This is a genomic window from Micromonospora sp. NPDC047762 (genome assembly GCF_043204655.1).
GTDB lineage: Bacteria > Actinomycetota > Actinomycetes > Mycobacteriales > Micromonosporaceae > Micromonospora.
In genome coordinates, this window is record NZ_JBIDCQ010000007.1 from 415,919 (window position 1) to 437,391 (window position 21,473).

The 21,473-nt window shown below is 68.3% G+C and carries 18 protein-coding genes and 1 pseudogene; 11 read left to right on the forward strand and 8 right to left on the reverse strand.

Annotated elements, in window-relative coordinates:
- The first annotated feature begins 211 nt into the window (after nt 1-211).
- The gene (locus ACGF3C_RS23270; protein WP_357229772.1) at nt 212-1,030 is read left to right on the forward strand and encodes an IclR family transcriptional regulator; all 819 of its coding nucleotides are present in this window, start codon (nt 212-214) and stop codon (nt 1,028-1,030) included.
- Between the two features lie 385 nt (nt 1,031-1,415).
- On the opposite strand, the gene ACGF3C_RS23275 is transcribed toward ACGF3C_RS23270, so the two are convergent.
- The 4 genes from ACGF3C_RS23275 to ACGF3C_RS23290 all read right to left on the reverse strand — a co-directional run bounded on the left by ACGF3C_RS23275 (nt 1,416) and on the right by ACGF3C_RS23290 (nt 7,427).
- Complete coding sequence (locus tag ACGF3C_RS23275) at nt 1,416-1,883, reverse strand: type II 3-dehydroquinate dehydratase (protein WP_357229774.1); 468 nt, start codon at nt 1,881-1,883, stop codon at nt 1,416-1,418.
- A 106-nt stretch (nt 1,884-1,989) separates the two neighbouring features.
- Nucleotides 1,990-4,128: a PQQ-binding-like beta-propeller repeat protein gene (locus ACGF3C_RS23280; RefSeq protein WP_393225099.1), complete on the reverse strand. Its 2,139-nt coding sequence runs from the start codon at nt 4,126-4,128 to the stop codon at nt 1,990-1,992.
- A gap of 42 nt (nt 4,129-4,170) precedes the next feature.
- Nucleotides 4,171-5,946 (reverse strand): thiamine pyrophosphate-binding protein, encoded by a 1,776-nt coding sequence (locus tag ACGF3C_RS23285; protein ID WP_393225102.1) that lies wholly within the window; start codon nt 5,944-5,946, stop codon nt 4,171-4,173.
- Nucleotides 5,943-7,427, reverse strand: a complete 1,485-nt coding sequence (locus ACGF3C_RS23290; RefSeq protein WP_357232142.1) for an aldehyde dehydrogenase family protein — start codon at nt 7,425-7,427, stop codon at nt 5,943-5,945. The genes ACGF3C_RS23285 and ACGF3C_RS23290 overlap by 4 nt, the downstream gene beginning before the upstream one ends.
- 184 nt (nt 7,428-7,611) lie before the next feature.
- Here ACGF3C_RS23290 and ACGF3C_RS23295 point away from each other — a divergent pair, with 184 nt between their 5' ends.
- The 5 genes from ACGF3C_RS23295 (at nt 7,612) to ACGF3C_RS23315 (ending at nt 13,805) form a co-directional block, all read left to right on the forward strand.
- Nucleotides 7,612-8,802, forward strand: coding sequence for a CoA transferase (locus tag ACGF3C_RS23295; RefSeq protein WP_357232145.1), 1,191 nt, complete (start codon nt 7,612-7,614; stop codon nt 8,800-8,802).
- Nucleotides 8,799-9,620: a citryl-CoA lyase gene (locus ACGF3C_RS23300; protein WP_393225105.1), complete on the forward strand. Its 822-nt coding sequence runs from the start codon at nt 8,799-8,801 to the stop codon at nt 9,618-9,620. Before ACGF3C_RS23295 ends, ACGF3C_RS23300 begins: the two co-directional genes overlap by 4 nt.
- A gap of 498 nt (nt 9,621-10,118) precedes the next feature.
- Entirely contained in the window at nt 10,119-11,837 is a 1,719-nt protein-coding gene (locus ACGF3C_RS23305) for a hypothetical protein (RefSeq protein ID WP_393225108.1), read from the forward strand.
- Between the two features lie 40 nt (nt 11,838-11,877).
- Nucleotides 11,878-12,864 carry a ThuA domain-containing protein gene (locus ACGF3C_RS23310; protein WP_393225111.1) on the forward strand — a complete coding sequence of 329 codons (987 nt, stop codon included), beginning with the start codon at nt 11,878-11,880 and terminating at the stop codon, nt 12,862-12,864.
- A gap of 383 nt (nt 12,865-13,247) precedes the next feature.
- Complete coding sequence (locus tag ACGF3C_RS23315) at nt 13,248-13,805, forward strand: TetR/AcrR family transcriptional regulator (RefSeq protein ID WP_357223075.1); 558 nt, start codon at nt 13,248-13,250, stop codon at nt 13,803-13,805.
- Between the two features lie 281 nt (nt 13,806-14,086).
- Here ACGF3C_RS23315 and ACGF3C_RS23320 read toward each other — a convergent pair.
- The 3 genes and pseudogenes from ACGF3C_RS23320 to ACGF3C_RS23330 form a co-directional block, all read right to left on the reverse strand.
- Nucleotides 14,087-14,345: pseudogene (locus tag ACGF3C_RS23320) on the reverse strand (IS701 family transposase); the annotation flags it as partial.
- Nucleotides 14,306-14,533, reverse strand: a complete 228-nt coding sequence (locus ACGF3C_RS23325; protein WP_357223078.1) for a hypothetical protein — start codon at nt 14,531-14,533, stop codon at nt 14,306-14,308. The gene ACGF3C_RS23325 and the pseudogene ACGF3C_RS23320, both read right to left, overlap by 40 nt.
- Nucleotides 14,534-14,778: 245 nt before the next feature.
- The gene (locus ACGF3C_RS23330) at nt 14,779-15,621 is read right to left on the reverse strand and encodes an aldo/keto reductase (RefSeq protein WP_393225116.1); all 843 of its coding nucleotides are present in this window, start codon (nt 15,619-15,621) and stop codon (nt 14,779-14,781) included.
- Nucleotides 15,622-15,860: 239 nt separating this feature from the next.
- On the opposite strand from ACGF3C_RS23330, the gene ACGF3C_RS23335 reads away from it, so the two are divergent.
- The 5 genes from ACGF3C_RS23335 (at nt 15,861) to ACGF3C_RS23355 (ending at nt 20,145) form a co-directional block, all read left to right on the forward strand.
- Nucleotides 15,861-16,442: a type 1 glutamine amidotransferase domain-containing protein gene (locus tag ACGF3C_RS23335; RefSeq protein ID WP_393225119.1), complete on the forward strand. Its 582-nt coding sequence runs from the start codon at nt 15,861-15,863 to the stop codon at nt 16,440-16,442.
- A gap of 224 nt (nt 16,443-16,666) precedes the next feature.
- Nucleotides 16,667-17,665: an SRPBCC family protein gene (locus ACGF3C_RS23340; protein ID WP_393225122.1), complete on the forward strand. Its 999-nt coding sequence runs from the start codon at nt 16,667-16,669 to the stop codon at nt 17,663-17,665.
- Nucleotides 17,662-18,837 (forward strand): zinc-dependent alcohol dehydrogenase, encoded by a 1,176-nt coding sequence (locus ACGF3C_RS23345; protein WP_357223090.1) that lies wholly within the window; start codon nt 17,662-17,664, stop codon nt 18,835-18,837. The genes ACGF3C_RS23340 and ACGF3C_RS23345 overlap by 4 nt, the downstream gene beginning before the upstream one ends.
- Before the next feature lie 200 nt (nt 18,838-19,037).
- Entirely contained in the window at nt 19,038-19,664 is a 627-nt protein-coding gene (locus ACGF3C_RS23350; protein ID WP_393225126.1) for a TMEM175 family protein, read from the forward strand.
- Between the two features lie 100 nt (nt 19,665-19,764).
- Nucleotides 19,765-20,145 carry a DUF2267 domain-containing protein gene (locus tag ACGF3C_RS23355; RefSeq protein WP_357223097.1) on the forward strand — a complete coding sequence of 127 codons (381 nt, stop codon included), beginning with the start codon at nt 19,765-19,767 and terminating at the stop codon, nt 20,143-20,145.
- A gap of 272 nt (nt 20,146-20,417) precedes the next feature.
- Here the strand turns inward: ACGF3C_RS23355 and ACGF3C_RS23360 are convergent, their stop codons facing one another.
- Entirely contained in the window at nt 20,418-21,464 is a 1,047-nt protein-coding gene (locus ACGF3C_RS23360) for a DUF1345 domain-containing protein (protein ID WP_393225129.1), read from the reverse strand.
- Between the last annotated feature and the right edge of the window lie 9 nt (nt 21,465-21,473).

Below are 21,473 nucleotides of genomic sequence, written 5' to 3' on the forward strand. Positions count from 1 at the left end.
ACCGCCAGTCGGACCGTTTGGACCACCTCGCGGACTGGGTGTAACGTACGGGTGGCTCCCGGCCCTGGCAAGTGTTTGAGTCCAGACCGTTACGGTTGCGTGAAGAGATGACCGATTGGCAGCGGTCCCGGACGACCCGGCTGTCGTAGCGGGGTGCTGGGCGGTTCGCTCGTTCGCTGGGTACGATCCAGCCCGGACGCGAGGAGAGCGGATGAGTGTGAAGGAGCCCGTGGACCCAGGGATTCCCGCCCGGCAGGCGTCGGCGGTGGAGTCCTCCGACCAGCAGGGCGTTCGTAGCGTCCAACGCGCGCTGGACATTCTTGCCCTGCTCACGGAGGACCGACCCACCGTGTCGATCCGGGAGATCGTGGATTCGACCGGCCTGGCGAAGACGACAGTCCTGCGGTTGGTCTCGACACTTGAGCAGAGCGGGCTGCTCTGGGCCACGACCAGCGGTTACATGGCGGGGCCAGGTCTGTGGCGCTGGGCGCACCTGGCTCGACGCAGTTGGGAACTCCCGCCGGACACGCAGCGCAGGATGCGCGAGCTCGCCGCACGACGACGCGAGACGGTCAACGTCTATGTCGCCAGGGACGTCTACCGGGTGTGCATCGCCCAGCAGGAGAGCCCTCAGCCGCTGCGCCACGTCGTCCACGTCGGCGACGAGTTGCCAATGTGGGCCGGGGCGTCCGCCAAGGTGCTGCTGCGCGACGCGGGTACCGGCATCCTGGATCGAGTCGCCCGGCTCTCGCCCTACGGGCCCGGTCACGTCAAACGACTCCAGGAGTGGATCGACGAGGCCGCGGTGCAGGGGTACGCCGAGAGCCACGGCGAGCGGGAGGACGGGCTGTCGGCCGTGGCGGTGCCGATTGTCGGCCGGTCCGGAAGTGTCGTGGCGGCGCTCGCGCTCAGCGGTCCGACGGTCCGCTTCACCGAGGCCCGGGTCAGCGAGTTCGCCGCCGATCTGAGGCGGGTAGCGCAGGAGATGGTGGAGCAGGGTTTCAGCCACCCGTTCGGTGCCGGCGGCTGAACACGCCCAGCCGGCAGCCACGCCGGCACGGCCGACCGCGTTGCCGAGACCCCGGACGACGACGGCAACCGGCGCCCGGTCGGCCAACCGGCGGGGGGCCGTCGACGCACGCGGGCCACGCACAGCCGGACCACCTTCCCACCGCCACGAACGGCGTGACACCCGGGCAACACCAACACCTACGTAGACCACGTCGTGGCGGCAGTTCGGTGCTCAGTCCGGGCGCGACACAGCCGCGTTGCACGGGTCTGCCAGCCTCGACAGGACCCGCATGGTGGGGTGTACATCGAGGTCGAACCCCATTGTCGCAGTTATACGAACTAGTACGTTAGTTAGCCATCCGCGGTGAGCCGTGTCAAGGGTCGGCGACCCCGGGGCGGATCGATCACCGGGCGGGCGACTCCTGGCCACGCCGGATCTCCGACATCCTGAGGCCACGCATCGCCAACCCGTAGCCGGCGACGCCCAATCCGGCGATGAAGCCACCGGCCGCCCTCGCCGTCAGCAGGTCGTGGTGGTAAACGGCCTCACGGCTGAAGACGTTCGTGAGGTGCACCTCGACGATCGGCCGCGAGAGCATGCGGAGCGCGTCGAGGAGAACGACTGAACGCGTCGAGAGGCCAGCGGGATTGATGATCACCGAGGCCGACTCGTCATACGCCCCATGGACCCACTCGACAAGCTGTCCCTCGTAGTTGGACTGTCCGAAGAAGAGGTCGAACCCGAGCTCCCTGGCCAACTCGCGGCAGCTCGACTCCACCTCCCCGAGGGTTACCTGACCATAGATGTGCGGCTCGCGACGACCGAGCATGTCGAGGTTCGGACCGTTGAGAATAAACAGCCGGTCTGGCATGACCATCACCCCTTGACTCGACGTGCCGCCACGTGGATCTCAGGTACTACCCCGTGGACGGCCGAGTGCGGGCCGGCACGGCGAAGCGTGCCGGCCCGCACCGGTGCTAGTAGACCTCGATCTTGCCGGTGGAGCGTGGGCTCCCCGGGTCGTTGAAGAAGTACTCGCCGGCACGGGTGAAGGTGTGCTGGAAGGACTCACCGGGATCCAGCCGGACGTCGAAGAGACCCTCGAAGAACTGCGTCACACCGCGCCGGCCGGCGTTGTCCGGATGGTTGATGAAGGTGACCGACGTTCCGACCGGCACCCTGAGGTGCGTCGGCGCCATACCGGCCACCGCGAACGACTCGGTCGTACCGATCGTGCCGTTACCCGCGTCGTAGGTCCGGCCGATCACTACCGTGTTGGCCACTGACGAACCCTCGACCGGGCCGCCGGTCACCGGCCGACGGATCACCGGCGCGGGTGGCGCGGGCACCGGGCCGAGCGCTCCACCGATCTCGAACGCCCAGAGGAAGTCACCGCGCGGGGCGGAGTTCCCGTACGGGATGCTGGTCCCACCGGCGTAGACCGCGAGGTACTCCTTGTCGCCGACCCGGTACATGATCGGACTGGAACTGATCGCCGCGCCGGTCTGAAAGCGCCACACCTCTCGACCGCTGCGCGCGTCCAACGCCAGCAGGTTGCCGTCCGGCTGGCCGATGAACAACAGGTCACTCGCCGTGCTGAGCACGCCGTTGCCATGGGCCAGCGAGTACGGCATCCGGTGCTTCCACTTCACGGTGTTCGTGCTCACGTCGACGGCCACGACGCCGCCGGTCTGGTATTCCCCCGGGGGCCGCAGTCCGTTGCTGCTCTCGGTCAGCGAGTGCGCGGCAGCCACGTACCCGTAGCCGGTGTAGACCAACCCGGTGCGGTGGCTGAACGACAGGTGCGACCAGTCGGCGCCGCCGCCGTGCCCGGGGATCGACAGGATCGGCGTCTCCCAGTGCGGGTCGTAGAGCGCGCCCTGGACGTAGTTGGGCACTGCCCGGTTGGGGTCGCCCGGGACGGAGGTGCCCAGCGGCTGGTCCACGATCCGTTGCTCGGTCCAGCCGCCCTGTCGCGGGAAGGGCTGGGTCGGCCAGGTCTTCTGGCGCGGCTCCTGGGGCACCGGCCGCTCGATGATGCCCAGCGGCGCGGTCCCGTTGACCCGGTCGAGGATGAAGAACATGCCGGACTTGCTTCCGTAGACGACGACCTTGTGCTCGCGCCCCCGGATACGGACGTCGGCGAGCACCGGGGACATCACGTTGTCCATGTCCCAGATGTCGTGGTGGACCGACTGGAAGTGCCACCGGTACGCGCCGGTACGGAGGTCGAGCGCGACGATGGAGTTGGCAAAGAGGTTCATGCCCCCGCGTTGGGAGCCGTCCTGGGATGAGTTGTTGCCCCGGGCGTTGCCGAACGTCCAGTAGCTGAGGCCCAGCTCCGGGTCCACGGCCGGGTGGATCCAGGGGGTGGCCCCGCCCTCCGCCCAGGAGTCGCCCTCCCAGGTGTCGTTGCCGAACTCGCCCGGCCCAGGAGTGCCCCAGAAGTGCCAGCGGACGTCGCCGTTGCGGGCGTCGAGGGCGAGGGCTGCGCCGCGCGGGCCGTCGTTGGTGCCGCAGAAGAGCAGACCGTCGTGGTAGACGACGGCGACCTTCTCGATGTTGCCGTAACCGTTGATCTGACGTTCCCAGGCGACCTGGCCGGTCTGCTGGTCCAGGGCGACCACGTAGTTCTCGTTGGACTTGGTGAAGACGTACCCGCCACCGACGGCGACGCCGCGCCGGGTCACCGCGCCCCGGGTCTGGTCGTAGCGCCACCTGGTCTGCCCGGTGACCCCGTCCACCGCGATCAGGTTGCCGGGCGCCGACTCGATGTAGAGCACCCCGTCGACGGCGACGGCCGTGCTCTGGCTGTTGCCGCTGGCGAGGCCGCCCTCGATCCGGTTGACCCAGGCGCCCCGTAACCGGCGGACGTTGCCCTTGTTGATGCTGCGCAGCGATGTGTAGTTCTGGTTGCCGAGGTTGCCCCCGACCTTGGGAAAGTCCTTGTCGCCGGGGGTGTCGAAGCGGGCGAGGTCGGCGGCCGCTGGCCACCGGCCGCCGCCGGATCCCCCGCCGGCCGTGGCCGCGGCCGGCGCAGCGGTCGATCCGACCCCGGCCGCCACCACCGTGAGGCCCGCTCCCCTGAGTACGTTTCTCCGATCGATCTGGGTCATCCGGTCACCTTTTCCTCGGCCGCGTCTCGACGCCGACCGTTGCTATTCGAAGATTCCCTGGTAGATGTCCTTGATGTTCCAGTGCCCCGGGGTCGGGACAGGTTCGTTGACCATCGGCACGTCCAGCACCGCCGGACGGCGCGCGGCGACGGCGGCACCGAGCGCCTCTCGGAAGGCATCGGCGCTGTCGACGGTGTAACCGTCCGCGCCGCAGGCGCGGCCCAACGCGGCGAAGTCCGGGCTGTAGGGCAGACCGTCCGGCCCGACGAAGTCGCATCCGTAGCTGCGGCCGAAGCTCGCTGCCTGCAGGTCGGAGATGGTGCCGTGGGAACGGTTGTTCATCACCACGAAGATCACTGGGGCGCCCTGCTCGACGGCCATCGGGATGGCTGGCAACTGCGCTCCCATCCCGCCGTCACCGATCAGGGCCACCACGGTGCTGTCCGGTCGGGCGATCTGGACCCCGACGGCGGCGGCCGGTCCGAAGCCCATCGTCGAGGCGCCGCCGGGCGTGATGAAGCGCCCCTGCTCCGGCAGTTCGTAGCACTGCGCCACCCCGTTCTTGTTCCACCCGACGTCGGTGACGAGGTACGCGTCCGGCGGGAGGACCGTGCGGAGGTCGGCGAGGATACGTTCGGGTCGCAGCGGGAAGTTCGCGCTGGTCCCTCGCTGCTGGCTGTCCCGGAACAGGGTCTGCCGGGTGGTCGTGATGGTCTCCCGCAGCCCTGCCCGGGTCCGTGGGGTGGGTTGCCGCTGGCGAACAGCGGCCTCGATCGCCGGCACGGCGTGCGCCACGTCCGCGACCGCACCGATGGTGACCGGGTAGTTGCGGCCGATCTCCGCCGGATCCAGATCGATCTGGACAAGTTGACTGGGTGGGAACTGCCAGGTGTAACGGCGGTCCCAGGAACTGGCGTCGGTCTCGGCGAAGCGGGTGGCCAGCGCCAGGACGACATCAGCCTCGCGGGTGTAGGAGTTGGTCATCTCCAGGCCCCAGAAGCCCGGCATGCCGAGCAGGAGTGGGTGGCTGTCCGGGAGGGTTCCCTTGGCCATCAGCGAGTGCACGACCGGGATGTCGAGATGCTCGACAAGGGACCGCAGTGCGTCCGCCGCGACCCCGCGCCGCAGGCCGCCGCCGACGTACACCAGTGGCTTCTCGGCAGCCAGCAGGAGGTCGGCGATGCGCTCGACGACCTCGGTCGGCAGGCTCGGTCGTTCCTGGGCCGCGAGCGGGTATGCGGTGGCGCTGGTCGGCGGGACCGGACGCGAGAAGTGGTCCATCGGCACGCTCAACAGCACAGCGCCGGGGCGCCCGGAGGTGGCGGTCCAGAAGGCGCGCTCGGTGTAGCGCGGCAGGTCCTCCACGCGGTGCACCTGCCACGCCCGCTTGACGAAGGGCCGGTAGATCGCCGTCTGGTCGGCGTCGTGGTGGAGGTTGACCTCCTGGTGCGGGTGTCGACCGTGATAGTAGGAGGGAACGTCGCCGCTGATCGCCACCAGAGGCACCGAGTCCAGCGCCGCGGTCAGCACGCCGGTCACCGCGTTGGTCATCCCGGGGCCGACGTGCATCAGCAGGACGCCCGGCCTGCCGGTCGCCCGGGCGTAACCGTCGGCGGCGTGGGCCGCGGCCTGCTCGTGACGGGCGATGACGAATGTGATGCCGCTGCCGGCCATGGCGTCCAGGAGCGCGATGTTGGTGTGCCCGCAGGTGCCGAAGACATACTCGACGCCGTACGACTCGAGCTGCGCCACCAGTGCCTCGGCAGCCGTGACCGTCTCGCTGGCCACGCTGGTACGGCTGGTCTCGTCGACGCTCATCGCGTTCCTTCCTCGTCACCGAACAGGGAGATGTCCCGGAGCAGAAGTGTCTTGACCACGGTGTAGTCGTCGATCATCCAGCGCGGCGACTCACGGCCGAAGCCGGAATCCTTGACCCCGCCGAACGGCACGTGGTCGAGCCGGAAGTTAGACGATCCGTTGACGACGAGGCCGCCGACCTCGAGCTCGCGCCACGCGGTCATGATCCGACGGACGTCGTGCGTGAACAGGCCCGCCTGCAGGCCGTACCGACTGTCGTTGCAGGTGGCCAGGACGTCGTCGAAATCGTCGTAGGCCAGCACGCTGACCGCCGCACCGAACACCTCGTCGCGGACCAACCGCGCATCCGACGGCGGAGCCGCGACAACAGTCGGAAACACCGTGGCGCCGCTGCGGCGACCGCCGACGGTGATGGTCGCCCCGGCCGCAGCGGCCTCCGTCGCCCAGGCGACGACACGCTCGGCCGCCTGATCGTCGACCATCGACCCCACGTCGGTCGACGGATCCAGCGGATCGCCGACCGACAGCTTCTCCACCTCCCGGGTGAAGCTGTCGAGGAACTCGTCGTAGCGATCACGGTGGACGTAGACCCGCTGCACCGACACGCAGCTCTGGCCGGAGTTGCTGTAACCGGTCGCCGCGCAGATCCGGGCCGCCGTGGCCACGTCCGCGTCCTCGCACACGATCGTCGCCGCGTTGCCACCCAACTCCAGGACCAGGCGCTTCGCACCGGCCGCACGGGCGACCGCCGCGCCGGTGGCCGCGCTGCCGGTGAAGCTGACCGCGGCCACCTCCGGGGCGGCACACAGCGCACCGCCGACGCGACCGGCGCCGTGCAGGACCTGGACCGCCTCCGGGGGCAACCCGGCGTCGAGCAGGAGCGCGACGATCGCGGTGGAGATCGCCGGGGCCTGCGGCGGCGGCTTCACGAGCGTGGTGTTGCCGGCCGCGAACGACGCCGCCAACTTGTGCGCGAGCAGGTTCGCCGGAGCGTTGAAGGGCGTGATCGCCAACGCGACGCCGACCGGTGCCCGATGGGTGAAGGCCGTGGTGCCCACACCTCGGGGCCAGCCCGCGACCGGCAGCACCTCACCTCCGATGCGCCGTGCCTCGGCGGCCGAGACGACGAACGTGTCGGCCACTCGATCGATCTCACCACGGCCGTCCTTGAGGGGCTTGCCGAGTTCGAGGGCGAGGAGTCGGGCCAGGTCGTCACGGTGGGTGAGCGCCGCCGTGGCGGCCCTCTCCAGCACCTGCGCCCGCGCGGCGGGCGACATCCTGGCGACCGCTCTGGCACCGCGCCGCGCGTACGCCAAGGCGGTGCCCACGTCGTCGTCGCCCGCCTGTCGGGCCGTGCTGACGACCCGTCGCGCCCACGGACCGACCCGATCGACCGTCTCGCCCTCGGTCAGCCACTCGCCTGCGATCAGACACCCGGCCGGGACGGCTGCCGGACTGACCCGAAGCAGGTTGTCGAGCATCGAAGCTCCTCACACTTAAACCACTATGTGGCACTTCTGGACCGCTGTATGGACTACGTGTAACGTACGGGCAGCAAAGTCTCCTGGCAATAGGCCGGTGTCAAACCCTTTCCGAGGCATGACGGCCGCATGACGACGGCACGACAAGGCCACCGGGGCCACCCACACGACCGAGGGGCAACGCATGGACGACCGACCGCTGCGCGGCGTACGGGTCCTGGATCTGACCAACGTTCTCGCGGGACCGTACTGCAGCTATCAGCTACTGCTGCTCGGGGCAGAGGTCGTCAAGATCGAAAAGCCGGGTCAGGGCGATCTGGCCCGTCGACTCGGCCCCGAGCCGGCGCTCAACCGGGCTGGAATCGGCGCGTCCTTCCTCGCCCAGAACGCCGGAAAGAAGTCGGTCGAGCTGGACCTCAAGGATCCGGCCGACCAGGCCACGTTCCACGAGATGCTGCAGGACGCAGACGTACTGCTCGAGAACTTCCGCGCCGGAGTGCTCGCCCGGATCGGCTTCGACTGGGCAACCCTGCATCGGATCAACCCGCGACTCGTCTACTGCGCCATCTCCGGCTTCGGTCAGTCCGGACCGATGAACCAGGCTCCGGCGTACGACCAGATCGTCCAGGGTCTGTCCGGAATGATGAGCATCACCGGCACGCCGGAGACGGCGCCACTGCGCGTCGGCTTTCCGGTCTCCGACTCGATCGGCGGTCTGGTCGCCGCGATGTCGATCTGCGCGGCGCTCACCGGTCGGGCCAGCACCGGCCGGGGCGTCTTCCTCGACGTCTCCATGCTGGAGGCATCGCTGTCGGCCATGGGCTGGGCGGCCTCCAACTATCTCGTCAGCGACGTCCCACCCGAACCGATGGGTGACCAGAACGCCACCGCCGCACCATCGGGAACCTTCCTCGCCGCCGACGGCCCGCTCAACATCGCCGCCAACCGGCAGACCCAGTTCGAGACGTTGTGCCGGCTGATCGACCGGACCGACCTCGTCACCGACCAGCGATTCGCCGACCGGGAGGCACGCAAGGCGCACCGCGCGGAGTTGAACCGGGAGATCAACTCCGCCCTGCAGCGATGTTCGGCCCTGGAGTGGGAGCAGTCGCTTTCGGCAGCGGGCGTGCCGGCAGCGCGCATTTTGACGGTGCCACAGGCGGTCCGGCTCGATCAACTTCGGCATCGTGGCTTCTTCACGGACCTGGAGTTCCCGGGCGACCCCAACCGCACCCTGCGGGTCAGCGGCAACGGTGTGCTCATCAACGGTCAACCGCTCCACCCGGAGGCGCCGCCGCCGCTCCTGGGCGAGCACAACGAGCAGCTCGCACCGAAGCATGCCGACACTCCCGCCCACGAGGAGACCGTGTCATGAACGACGAACGTGCCGCCCCGACGGTCCAGGACGTGTCGGACTGGTGGTCCACCGCCGTGTCCCGGATCGAACCCAATGTGATCGAGTTGCGCGGCCGGCCGATCCAGGACCTGATCGGCCACCTCGGTTTCACGGGCATGATCTGGCTGATGCTCCGGGGTGACGTACCCACCTCGGCTGAGGAGAAGCTGCTCGAGGCCGCCCTGGTGTCGTCGGTGGACCATGGTCCGCACGCTCCGTCGATAGCGGTCGCCCGGATGGCCGCCACCTGCGGCGTCGGGTTGAACAACGCGGTCGCGAGCGCGGTGAACCTACTGGGCGACGTGCACGGTGGAGCCGGCGAGCAGTGCATGGACCTGCTGGCCGAGATCACGCGCGAGGCTACGGACGAGGCCGACGCCGATCGTGCCGCGGCGGTGGTCATCGCACGGTGGCAGGCCCGGTCGAAGTACCTGCCCGGCTTCGGTCACCGGTTCCACACCGTCGACCCGCGCCGCGATCCACTGCTCGATTTGGTCGAGTTGGCGGTCGCCGACCAAGTGGTGGCAGGTGACTTTCTCCAGGCCGCCCGCGCGGTCGAGCGCGCTCTCTCGACCGGGCGCACCCGCCCGGTTCCGATCAACATCGACGGCTGCACTGCCGTCGTGTACGGCGAGTTGGGCTTTGCGGCACCACTGGCCAGGGGTTTGTTCGTGCTCGCCCGCAGCGTCGGGATCCTCGCGCACGCCTGGGAGGAGAGCGGCCAGGGCCGACGGAACAAGGGGCCGATACCCCCTTCGATTCAGCCGACCCACCTGGATGGCGCGGGCAGCGTCTGACGGACGGCTCGGCGTGTCGGAATTTGGAACGGGGCCGTCCGGCACCCCGACGGCGTTCCCGGGCGACGGAACCCAACCGGTACGGGGTCTTGCCGCCTGATCAGCCGAGCGATATGGTCTGCCTAGCAGATCGAACGGTCCACTAGACGGACCTCTCTGATCTCACTGTCGCGAACCGCCCGGAAGCCGCCCGAAGCAACGCTGGCGGGCCCAGCCGACGGCGGATCGCCCTTACACGGCGCCACTGTGGCACAGCGACCACCCGCCCTCGTTCGTCAACGCGGAAGGGCCACCACCATGCGCACGATCGGTCGACGCCAACTACTACAAGGGACCGCCGCCGTCGCCGCGACGGCGGCGCTGGTGACCGAACCTTTCAGCACGCCGGCAGTGCAGGCGGGCAGGAGGCCATCGAAGCCCCTCGGTACTCCGCAACCACTCGACGGCCGCCCGTTCCCGGCCTACGACTACAGCCGCGCCAACAAAATCCCGAAGGAGATGACCGGGTACTGGACGAAGACCTTCGACGTCGGCGGCGTGACACGCACCGCAAAGGTGTACATCTCGCCGGAGACACCCATCAGGTCCCACTACACGGTGATCGCGGTTCCCGAAGGTGTCGAGACGGCCGCCTTCCTGAGCACCTCGTCCTGGCACGACGTTGCCGACGAACGGGAGGAAGGGGTGTACGTCCTCGAGCCCGGCCCCGACGGCTGGGGCAGCGCCGAGCAGGAGGCCAGCTACGTCGCAGCAGCGATGTCCTTCTTCCAGAACAACGCCTACTTCTCCATCTTCGGCCTGCACTACCTCGTCGGCTACGACTCAGGAGCACCCGCACTCGAGGCGTGGGCCGTCGCCCACCCGCTGCGGGTCATCAGTCAGGCGTACGTCGGCTCCCGTGGCCTCAGAGCGTCCTACCTGGACTCCCAGGCGGCCCGGGTGTTCGACGGTCAGACCGACGGCACCTACACCCCGGTCGTCTTTCCCGACGGCTTCGACCTCGTCAGGTACGACGAGACAGTCTTACCCACCTGGTACATCGGCTCGGACGAGCGGTCCATCGGCGCCAGCCTGGAGTACTGGAAGCGGGCCAACGACACCGCACCCGGTGGCACCAGAGACGGCACGCTCGGCACGGTCTACCGGCAGCGGCGCGATTCCAACCGGTGGATGACGTCCCACGCCGGGCCGATTTCCCGGGTCGCGGTCCAGGATCGGACGGCTGACTGGCGGTCGAAGCAGACGACGAAGCGACTGCTTGCCTTTCTGACCTCGTACACCCGGTACGAGAACTTCTTCGCGTACGGCAACCAGCTCTTCGAGCGTGCCGACTTCGCCAGGCTGGACATCCAGGTCCGGACGATGATGGTCGAGGGTTTCATCCGGGAGTACCTCGTCCACGTCCCCCGGTCGGCCCGTCGTCGATGGGGTCGCAGGGCCCCCGTCGTGTTCGTCTGGCCCGGCAACAGCCAGACCGACAAGCTGTTCCAGGACGCTACCCAGTGGTGGAAGGTCGCCGAGCAGGAGGGCTTCATCCTCGTCACCATCTGCGAGCAGTACAGCAACAACTCGGTGTCGGTCAGCCATCGGGACTCGGTCACCTTTTACCGGCAACTCCGCGAGGTCATGCTGAGCCAGTACCCCGTCGATCCGACGCGGCTCTACTCGACCGGGCACTCCGCGGGCAGCTCGGTGACCCAGAATCTCGCGATCGCGTTCCCGGAGTACTTCGCTGCCGTCGCGTCGACGTCCTTCACCGCCGCCCCAAACTCCTCGGGCACGGTGTCGATGGACGGTGTGCAGTATCCGGCCAGCGGCAAGGTGATCCCCAACTACCAGATCTACGGCTACGGCGACCTCACCTCGCTCGCCGGCGGACCGTGGGACGACACCCAGAACGGCCTGGACCACTGGGCGCGCTACCACCTGCAGGTCAACGAGCTGCAACTGTCGGACGTCGACACCCTTGGCGGAAGGTTCAGCGGCTGGCACGACCGATTCCAGACCTGGGCCTGGCACGACCGCGACACCGCGATCCCGGTGCTGAAGCTCACCAGGAACAACTATCGCTCGCACAACACGATGGCCGAGGAGTGCCCGCTGTTGTGGGACTTCCTCAGGCACTACAGCCTCGAGGTCGACGCCAGGGGCAACGTACGGCGCTACTACAGCAGGTCCGGCTTCCAGGGGCCGGGAGACCGCAAACGGCTGGCCTGACTGGCAGTCGCCATCCACCACATCGGAGAGGAGCACACCAGTGAGAGTCTCCCGTCGTACCGCGATGAGCCTGCTCGCCGCCGCCGTCGTCCTCGGACTCGCGCTCACCACCGCCTCCGCCGCCAGCCCGCCGGCCACCGCCGGCTCGGTCAGAGGCGTCAGCACCGCCAGCAGCCCGCTCAAGGCGATGTTCGACTACGGCGTCTGCCGGGGCACCAGTTCCAAGTGCTACAACGACTGGGGCGACCGGGCCGACCCGAGCCAGGCGCGCCGCGCGTTGATCTACACCCGGACGGCCGGTCCACGGCACGCCCACCTCGGCACCGCCCTACCCGCCGGGCTCAACCCGGAACTCGGCGCTGACAACGTCGCCCAGGCCAACCTCGTAACATGGCTGCGCGAGGCGGGCATCGCCGCCGACTGGACCGAGGATGTCGGCCAGCTCAGCTCCGCCGGACGACTACGCCCGTACCACACCGTGATCTTCCTCAGTACCACCCGGGACACGCTCGACGACAACGCGCAGACCGCGCTGATGCAGTACATCCGGGGCGGCGGCGGATTCGTCGGCATCCACAACGCCTTCGGCACGGAGTACCACTGGAAGTGGTATGAGGGTCTGCTCGGTGGAACGAACTTCTACGACCACGGCCGGCACCAGAACGCCACAGTACTCACGGAATCGAAGCGGGACGCGTCCACCCAGAGCCTGCCTCGGACGTGGGAGTTCAAGGATGAGTGGTACAACCTCTTCCCGGAGCCGAGCCACGTCCAGCCACTGCTACGCGTCAACGAAGCCAGCATGTTGGAGGGCACCACGGGCGGCCTCGGCCACCCTGGGCACGGCAGGGAACACCTGGTTTCCTGGTGCCAGTACTACGACGGCGGTCGGGCCTGGCTGACGACCCTCGGCCACGACATCGCGGCCTGGACCGACGCTGAGCTGGTGGGCGACGCACATTTCCGGCAGCACATCGTCAACGGCATCCGCAGCGCGATGGGCATCGCGGCATTCTGTCAGAAGTGACCGAGCGAGGGTTGGGATCGAGCCGGCTGTTCCGGCGGCAGACACCGGGACGGCACCGGCCCGGTCCCAGCCCCCAGCCACACGCCGCCGGCCGCCACCGGCAACGCAACTGGAGAGCCACCATCGCCAGCGGCGGCACGAGGATGCCCACGAGCGACCTTCACCAGATCGTGTTCGGCCTTGCCCGGTCATGTCTGAGTGATGGTTAGAAGGTGCGCTCGGCGGCCTGCAACGCGGCGCGCAGTTTGTCGATCGGCAGCGGCGCGGCGGGAGCCTGCATGATCTGCTCGACCGGCACGTCAGGGTCGGCGAGGTAGATCGTGGTGTAGGCGCCGGCCTCGGGCTCGAAGCGCCAGCTGTCAGCGAGCGGTCCGGTGTCGACAGTGTCGAAGCCGAGCTGGTCGATAAACTACGCGCTGATCCTCAGCGTCGCCGCACAGGAGGTCGCCGCGCACGGCGCGGACGCGTCGATGGAGCAGATCGCCCGCACCGCCGGCGTCGGGTCAGCCACCGTGCGCCGGCACTTCCCGAGCAGGCGCACCCTGCTCGACGCCGTCTTCCAGGAGCACATGGAGGCGCTGGATACCCGCGCCCGCGAACTGGTCAGAACTGAAGACGCACGGGCCGGATTGCTCGGCTGGCTCGCCGCACTGGTGGAATACGCCACCTCCACGCGAGGATTGGCCGCGGCGTGGATGCGCGCAGAAGGCGAAGCGGCAGATCAGGGACATGTCTGCGTGCGCGTCACCGACGCCGGTGAACCTCTGGTGCAACGGGCCATCAGGGCCGGCGTAACGCCGGCTGACGTGACGTCGGCAGGCCTGCTGACGCTGGTCACCGGCATCGTCCTCGCCACGGAACACCATCGGAACCCAGCCGTGGAGGCGGATCGGCTGCTGGCATTGGCGGTGCAGGGAATCAGCCCCGACCGACGGCCGTAGGCAGACGTCGAGGGCCCACCCCTTCGCGGGCCTCGTCATTACTTCTCATACTGCAACGGCAGTTGGTTAGGGGTAGCCGTGTCGTCGGTAGTGGCAGGTTCGGGCTTGGTGTTGGCGTCGGCGGCGCCATCGGGACCAGACCCAGACGTGCTCTGGTGGGTGGGTTGACTGCACTGCGAGTGCGGTGAGCAGTCTTCGGATCTCCGGTACGGTGTAGCCGATCATCATGTCGTAGCCGCAGGTGGGTCCCTTTTCGCGGTAAGGGATCGGGCCACGGACAGTCAGGCGTGGGCGGCCATGGACAGGGTGATGTGGGCGTACCAGGCCCGCCAGTCGCGGACCTGGTACTCGTCGAGACCGGCTTCGTTCTTGGCCTGCTGGAAGCACTCCTCGATCGCCCACCGCGCCCCCGCGATGCGAGCGAGACAGCCGGCACCACGCTCGGGCCGGCAGAGCGGCGATCAACTCGTCCGCCCGGGCGGCACCCATGGTGGCGGTGATCATGTCGTCGTTGCGGCGGGTCGCGACCACATAACCCACGCTGCCGCCCTTGCGGCGTCCGGGCCTCGACCGCCACTGCGCTCCAACAATTCGCCGCTGACGTCCTGCTGCTCGTAGTTCAGCGTCTCGACGCCGAGATGCGTCTGGGCCATCTGGAGCCAGTTGTCGAGCCGGTCGATCACGATGACCCGATCGGCGCCGAGTAGCACAATGTCCGCCCCTGTCACTCGATCTGCTCGTGCGGGTGCCGTCGATAATCGGCAACCTTCGCAGCAAGTCCTTCAATAAGGGGCGAATCTCGCCGGGGGCGTTTGCGACACTCGCGGAGGTCCCGCTGGTCAGGGCGCTCTACGAGGAGACCGTGCTCGTCATGCCGGTCGTCGACCCGCCGGCACGAAACTACCGGCGACCCGATGATCGCCACCAGCGCGATGGTGATCTCGCCTGGCCTGCACCGAGACGGCCGCCGGCCCTACAACATCTCCATCGGTTGTGGGCCGGTAGGTGGCGGGAATGCCATGTCGAGCGCCGTGATGTCCTCCTCGGTCAGGTGCAGGTCGCGCGCTTCCGCGTTCTCCCGGGTGTGTTCCGGGTTGGACGATCGAGGAATGGCCGCAACCATCTCCTGTCTCAGCACCCAGGCCAGCGCGACCTGAGCGGGCGACGCGCCGTGCCGCGTGGCGACCTGCGCGACCTGGTCGTGGCCGAGTAGTCTGCCCTGTTCGATCGGGGAGTACGCCATCACCGGAATCCGGTGTTCACGTAGCCAGGGCAGCAGGTCGTACTCGGGGCCGCGACGGGTGAGGTTGTACAGGATCTGGTTGGTCGCGCAGTCGTCCCCGCCGGCCTCGAGCAGCTCGGTCATGTCGGAGAGGTCGAAGTTGCTCACGCCCCACTGTCCGATGTCGCCAGCGTCGACGAGTTCAGCGAACGCCTCGATCGTCTCCGCGAGTGGATGGTTGCCGCGCCAGTGCAGCAGATAGAGGTCGATGTGGTCGACGCCGAGTCGTTGCAGGCTACGGCGGCAGGCCTGCACGGCCCCCTGGCGACTGGCGTTGGACGGCAACACCTTGTCGACCAGGAACACATCGCCGCGTCGTCCGACAATGGCCTCGCCGACAAGCTCCTCCGAGGCGCCATCGCCGTACATCTCCGCAGTGTCGATCAAGGTCATGCCCAGGTCCAGGCCGGCGTGCAGGGCGGCCAGCTCATCCCGTCGCTTCGCGGGACGCTCACCCAGGTACCACGTGCCCTGGCCGAGAACGGGCATTCTCTGGCCGGACGGCAGTTCGATCGAAGCGGTAGGGAGAGTCATGTCGGCCTTTCCGGGGCCTCGGCGCCAGTGGGGTCAGTGCGCGTTACCCGTATCGACAGGAAGCAGTCTCCGTCGGGCGACCTTTCCTCCGCGCAGACCTGCCTGATCGGCGAGCAGGCCCACCGTCTACCCGTGCGCGGCCTTCGATGACCTGTTTCCCGGTTCTGACACCGGGAAGGCGACGGCGCGCGAACGATGCGCTGCCGACGGGGCGGCGCCGCGAAGGGAAGGCCGCCACCATGGCGCAGAGCCAGCAGCCACTGACCGGCAAACGAATAGCTTGTCTCGCCGCGGACGGGGTGGAGGACGTGGAGTACACCCAGTCCCGAGCCGCCGCGGAGCAGGCCGGCGCCGAGGTCCACCTGATCTCACTGGATTCCGGTGAGATCCAGTCGATGAACCAGGACATCAACCCTGCCAATCACTACCGGGTGGACCGGACTGTCAACGAGGCCAGCGCGGCCGACTACGACGCCCTGCTGCTGCCGGGCGGGACGGTCAACCCCGACCGGCTCCGGATGAACCCACAGGCGATGGACTTCGTTCGGGCGTTCTTCCAGCAACAGAAGCCGGTGGCGGCGATCTGCCACGGCCCGTGGTCGTTGGTCGAGACCGGCATGGTCAACGGCCGGACCGTCACCTCATTCCCCAGTCTGCGGACCGACATCCGCAACGCGGGCGGGAACTGGGTGGACCAACAGGTACAGGTCGACAACGGCCTGGTCACCAGCCGCAACCCCGATGACCTTTCTGCCTTCTGCGCCAAGATGGTCGAGGTGTTCGCTCAGGGCGAGAACGTCCGCCAGACGGCGACGGCTTGACGCGACGGGGCTCAGGATCCGGCGCATCGGGGCGGGCCTGGCCCCCACAGCGGTGGCATCCCTGACGCCGCGTTGAGCAGCGGAACAGGGATCACCTCCATACCGCGACCGATGCGCGGATTGAGGTGATTTCCGAGGGGTATGCGGGCCTCTATGGGTTGCGTACCGGACTTCCACGAGCCGGAATGGCTCGGCCGGGGTGCGACCGGATACGGAGGCGACCCGTGACTCAACTAGCAACCCGAGAGGCCGCGCAGGCCAGGCAGGACGACCTACGACGGCGAGGGCGCCGGCTCGGCTGGATGAGTCTCGGTCTGGGCGTGGCACAGCTGGCGGCACCGGACACGGTGCGCCGAATCAGCGGGGTGGACGACTCCTCGACCTCCCGGACCATGGTGCCGCTGGTCGGGGCGCGGGAGTTGGTCCATGCGGCCGGGCTCCTGACGAGCCGGCGCAAGGGCATCTGGGCGTGGACGCGGGTCGTGGGCGACGCGATGGACCTCGCCTCTCTCGGGGTGGCCATCGCCCACCGAAGCGGGCACCGCCGCCGTCGCCTCGTCGGTGTCACCGGCGCCATCGTCGGGATCACGGTGGTGGACCTGCTGACCGCCGTGCAGGCCACCCGCGCCACGAGGATCGGTTCGGCCGTGCCGGTACGAGGCCCACGCGAAGGAGGATCCATGGAGCTGACAGCTACGACAACCATCCGCAAACCCCCGCCCACGGTCTACGCGTTCTGGCGCGACCTGGACAACCTCCCCACGTTCATGGCACACCTCGAGACGATCCGCGCCACCGGCGACCGTACGAGCCACTGGTCCGCCAGCGCGCCCTTCGGCAAGAATGTCGAGTGGGACGCGGAGATCACCGACGAGAACCCCGGGGAGATGATCGCGTGGCGGTCCACCGGGAACGCCGACGTGCCGAACGCCGGCACGGTCCGGTTCGTTCCCGCCCCGGATGGGGTCAGCACCGAGGTGCATGTCGTCATGTCGTACGACATCCCGGGCGGCCCGATCGGCAAGGTGGTCGCCAGGTACTTCGGTGAGGAACCGCACCAGCAGCTGGACGACGACCTGCGGCGGCTCAAGCAGGTGCTGGAGACCGGCCAGGTGGTTCGATCCGAGGGCGCCCCGTGGGGCAAGCGGGCCCGCAAGGAGTTCCCGCAGCGTCCGGCGCAACCGCTGTCGGACTCCGAGCTCGCGAAGGGGGCAGACGCGTGAGGGCGAACACCTGGGCGGGCCGCAACAAGGTCAAGGTCCGTGACGTGCCGGACCCGAAGATCCTCAACGACCGCGACGCCATCGTACGGATCACCTCCACCGCGATCTGCGGCTCGGACCTGCACCTGCTCGACGGGTATGTGCCCACGATGCAGGACGGCGACGTCATGGGTCACGAGTTCATGGGCGAGGTGGTGGAGGTCGGCCGGGGCGTCGATGCGGGTCGGCTGCGCGTCGGGGACCGGGTTGTCGTGCCGTTCCCGATCGCGTGCGGCGCGTGCGGTGCCTGCGCCGCCGAGCTGTACTCCTGCTGCGAGAACTCCAACCCCAACGCCGGGATCGCGGAGAAGATGTTCGGCCACCCGGTTGCCGGGATCTTCGGCTATTCGCATCTGACTGGCGGCTTCGCCGGCGGTCAGGCGCAGTACGCGAGGGTTCCGTTCGCCGACGTCGGTCCGCTGAAGATCGAGGCCGACCTCACCGACGAGCAGGTGCTGTTCCTCTCCGACATCCTGCCCACCGGCTACATGGGCGCCGAGATGTGCGACATCCAGCCCACCGATGTGGTGGCGGTGTGGGGCGCCGGTCCGGTCGGGCAGTTCGCGATGGACAGCGCCCGGGCGCTCGGCGCCGCGAAGGTCATCGCCATCGACAAAGAGCCGTACCGGCTGCAGATGGCCGAGCGGGCGGGCCACACGCCGGTGAACTTCGAGGACGTGGACGTGCGGTCCCGGCTGCTGGAGCTGACCGGTGGGCGGGGGCCGGACAAGTGCATCGACGCGGTCGGCATGGAAGCCAGCCACGGTGCCGCGCATGTGCATGCCTACGACCGGATCAAGCAGGCAGTCCGATCGGAGACCGAGCGCCCGCACGCGCTACGGCAGGCGATCCTGTCCTGCCGCAGCGGCGGCATCGTGTCGGTGATCGGCGTGTACGGCGGCTTCCTCGACAAGTTCCCGGCCGGGGCGTGGATGAATCGGGCGCTGACCCTGCGTACCGGTCAATGCCACGTGCAGCGCTACATGAAACCGCTGTTGCAGCGCATCGAACGTGGGGAGATCGACCCGACCCGGGTCATCACCCACACCCTGCCACTCGACCAGGCGGAACGCGGCTTCGAGATCTTCAAGAACAAGCAGGACAACTGCGAGAAGGTCGTCCTCAAACCCTGACCTGACCACCACGCGCATCCGGCCACCGCGGTACGCCCGGTGGCCGGATGCGGCGTCTGTCCGCGGGCTCCGACCTTCTGCGGACGGCCTGCATTCGCACCTCGGCTCTCCATCTGTTTGCCATGGACGACCCTGGGTAGGCGCAGTCGGTGAGCGGGCCAGACGCAGACCTAGGCACCCGGTCAGACACCAGCCGCGCGGTGGCGTTCAGTGACGCCATCTTCGCCATCATCATCACGTTGCTGGTCCTGGACCTGCGGGTGCCGGACGTTCCTCCTGGCCGCCTTCTGTCCGGCCTCCTCGAGCAGTGGCCCTCGTACGCCGCGTATCTCGCGTCCTACTCGTATGTGGCCGTCGTCTGGCTCAACCACAAGGCGGCGTTCAACCGCATCCAGCAGGTCGATCGCGGCCTGCACTGGATGAACCTGTTCGTGCTGTTCAGCACGGCGTTGCTGCCGTTTCCGACCGCCGTCGTGTCGGACGCGCTGCAGGAGCACAACAACAGGGACCAGCGGGTGGCCGTCGCCTTCTACGCGCTGATCGGCGCGTTGCTGTGCGCTACCTGGCTGGCGTTCTACCACTACCTGGCAAAGAACCCGGACCTGCTCAAGGACCAGGCCAGGGGCGGCTTCTTTCCCGTCGAGCGACTCAGAGCCCTCGTCGGGGTCGTCCTGTACGTCCTCGCGGGGTTGGTCGGCTACCTTGTCGCGCCGTTGATCGGCCTGGCCATCTTCGTCCTTCTGCCCGTCTTCTACGCCATCACCAGCGCTGGCCTGTACCAGTCGCCCGTGGCCCGACGTATCACCCACAGTCCGCCACGACCCTGAGGACGGACGAACCGCCGATTAACCCCGACGGCGGCGGGTACCCGCCGCCATCCGGTTCGAGAGGGGATCCGAGGTGAACTACAACGAGTTCATTCAGTCTGTGGCAGCACGACCCAAGGTTCCGCCCGAAAAGGCCGAACCGATCACCCGCGCCACGCTTGAGACCGTGGCAAAACGGGTCACCGGTGGCCAGGCAAGGGACCTTGCCTCCCAACTCCCCGAGGAGCTACGCGGCCTGGTGTCCAGGCCCACCGAAGATCCGCAACGGTTCGGCCTCACCGAATTCCTCCAACGGGTGCAGTCCCGGGCAGGGGTGGATCACCAGGTGGCCACCGACGGAGCGCGAGCCGTCTTGGACACCCTCCGTGAGGCTGCCAGCGCGAAGGAGTACGGGGACTTCGTCGACCAATTGCCGCAGGAGTTCTGGAAGTTGACCGGGCCGGGGTCGGGACAGCTCCAGCCCCGCCGGATCGGCACCTGATCCCGTTCGGACGTCAGGCGAAGCCCGAGGAGTGCGTGATGACCGAACCGGAGAGCCGGGACACGGGCGCACGGGAGTCGCCGGCGCAACCGCGTGAGCGCGTTGATGGGCAGCGCGACGCCGAGGAAGGCGCAAAATCCGCCGGGCCGGGCGAGAGCCGCAGTGTCGCCGCCGCGCCGACGGGTGCCAAGCCCGGCGAACACCCCCTCATTCCGGAGGGTGGTGCGCACAGCCTTCCTCAGTCGGCTGGTGTACGCAGCAGCAAGACGATGTCAGACCCGGACGTCGTCCTCCAGATCCCGCAGGTCAAGGTTGAGCAGATCTACGTCGAGGTAGACGATCTGGACACCTCTGTTTCTCTGCGAGCACGGCTGGGCAGCCTGCTCCAACTCGACGTGGGCGTTCAGGCGCGTCTCGGCACGGTGAAGGTCGACATCAAGGGCGTCGAGGCCGAGGCGATGCTTGAGGTTCGGCTCGATGAGCTCCGGGGCATCCTCGACAGCGCCCTCCGCACAATCGAGCGGAACCCCCAGATCATCGAGTCGCTGGTGAAGACAGTGGACAACGCCGTGAACCAGGTCGGGCAGACGGCGCAGGAGGCGCTGGGACCCGATGGACCGCTGTCGCAGACGCTGCAGCAGGCGACCCAGCAGGTCGGCCAACAACTCGGGCAGGCCACCCAGCAGCTCGGACAGAGCACTCAGCAACTTGCTCAGAGCAGCGGGACGGTGGCTGGCGGCGGCATGGGGGGTCTCGGCGGCGTGCTGGGCGGGTCTCCGGCCCACGCCGCGTGGCAACGGATGAAAAGGATCGTCAACAGCAGCCAGCCCCTGAGGCAGGTCACGACATGGCTGGTCGGACCGCAGGGGCAACAGCCGCCGAGCTGACTCGACGTCCGCGACGGTGGTGGCAGGACAACGAACCAGGTCACACCAGTTCCGCTGCCCGGGGGGGCATGACTGGCCCAGATTGGTGACCAGGTTGACCGCGACGGCCAGGATGCCGGTTCCGAAGGTGTAAGAGAGCAGCGCATGCCCGAGCGCGATCCGGCGCACGCGGTTGCTTGTCGGTTCGTTCTCGCCCGGGGCATAGGACATGCCGACCGTGAAGGCGACGTACGCGAAGTCGGCGTACGCCGGTGGATCGTCCTGCTTGAAGTCGATGCCGCCATCGTGGCGGTAGTACAGCCGGGCGTATTTGAGTGCGAAGATCGTATTCACCAGCACCCACGCCAGGATCACCGCGACGACGCTGAGGATCACCAGCGTGACAGCCACCACGTCCTGCTGGTCCGAGGCGCGGATGAGCGCCTCAGCCACGGGGCGCTC

Excerpts from the sequence above, each read along its gene's own strand:
- ACGF3C_RS23295 (WP_357232145.1), top strand. The coding sequence starts at position 7,612 with ATGGACGACCGACCGCTGCGCGGCGTACGGGTCCTGGATCTGACCAAC.
- ACGF3C_RS23305 (WP_393225108.1), top strand. The coding sequence starts at position 10,119 with ATGACCGGGTACTGGACGAAGACCTTCGACGTCGGCGGCGTGACACGC.
- ACGF3C_RS23290 (WP_357232142.1), bottom strand. The coding sequence starts at position 7,427 with ATGCTCGACAACCTGCTTCGGGTCAGTCCGGCAGCCGTCCCGGCCGGG.
- ACGF3C_RS23270 (WP_357229772.1), top strand. The coding sequence starts at position 212 with ATGAGTGTGAAGGAGCCCGTGGACCCAGGGATTCCCGCCCGGCAGGCG.
- ACGF3C_RS23335 (WP_393225119.1), top strand. The coding sequence starts at position 15,861 with ATGGCGCAGAGCCAGCAGCCACTGACCGGCAAACGAATAGCTTGTCTC.
- ACGF3C_RS23285 (WP_393225102.1), bottom strand. The coding sequence starts at position 5,946 with ATGAGCGTCGACGAGACCAGCCGTACCAGCGTGGCCAGCGAGACGGTC.
- ACGF3C_RS23300 (WP_393225105.1), top strand. The coding sequence starts at position 8,799 with ATGAACGACGAACGTGCCGCCCCGACGGTCCAGGACGTGTCGGACTGG.
- ACGF3C_RS23275 (WP_357229774.1), bottom strand. The coding sequence starts at position 1,883 with ATGCCAGACCGGCTGTTTATTCTCAACGGTCCGAACCTCGACATGCTC.
- ACGF3C_RS23330 (WP_393225116.1), bottom strand. The coding sequence starts at position 15,621 with ATGACTCTCCCTACCGCTTCGATCGAACTGCCGTCCGGCCAGAGAATG.
- ACGF3C_RS23280 (WP_393225099.1), bottom strand. The coding sequence starts at position 4,128 with ATGACCCAGATCGATCGGAGAAACGTACTCAGGGGAGCGGGCCTCACG.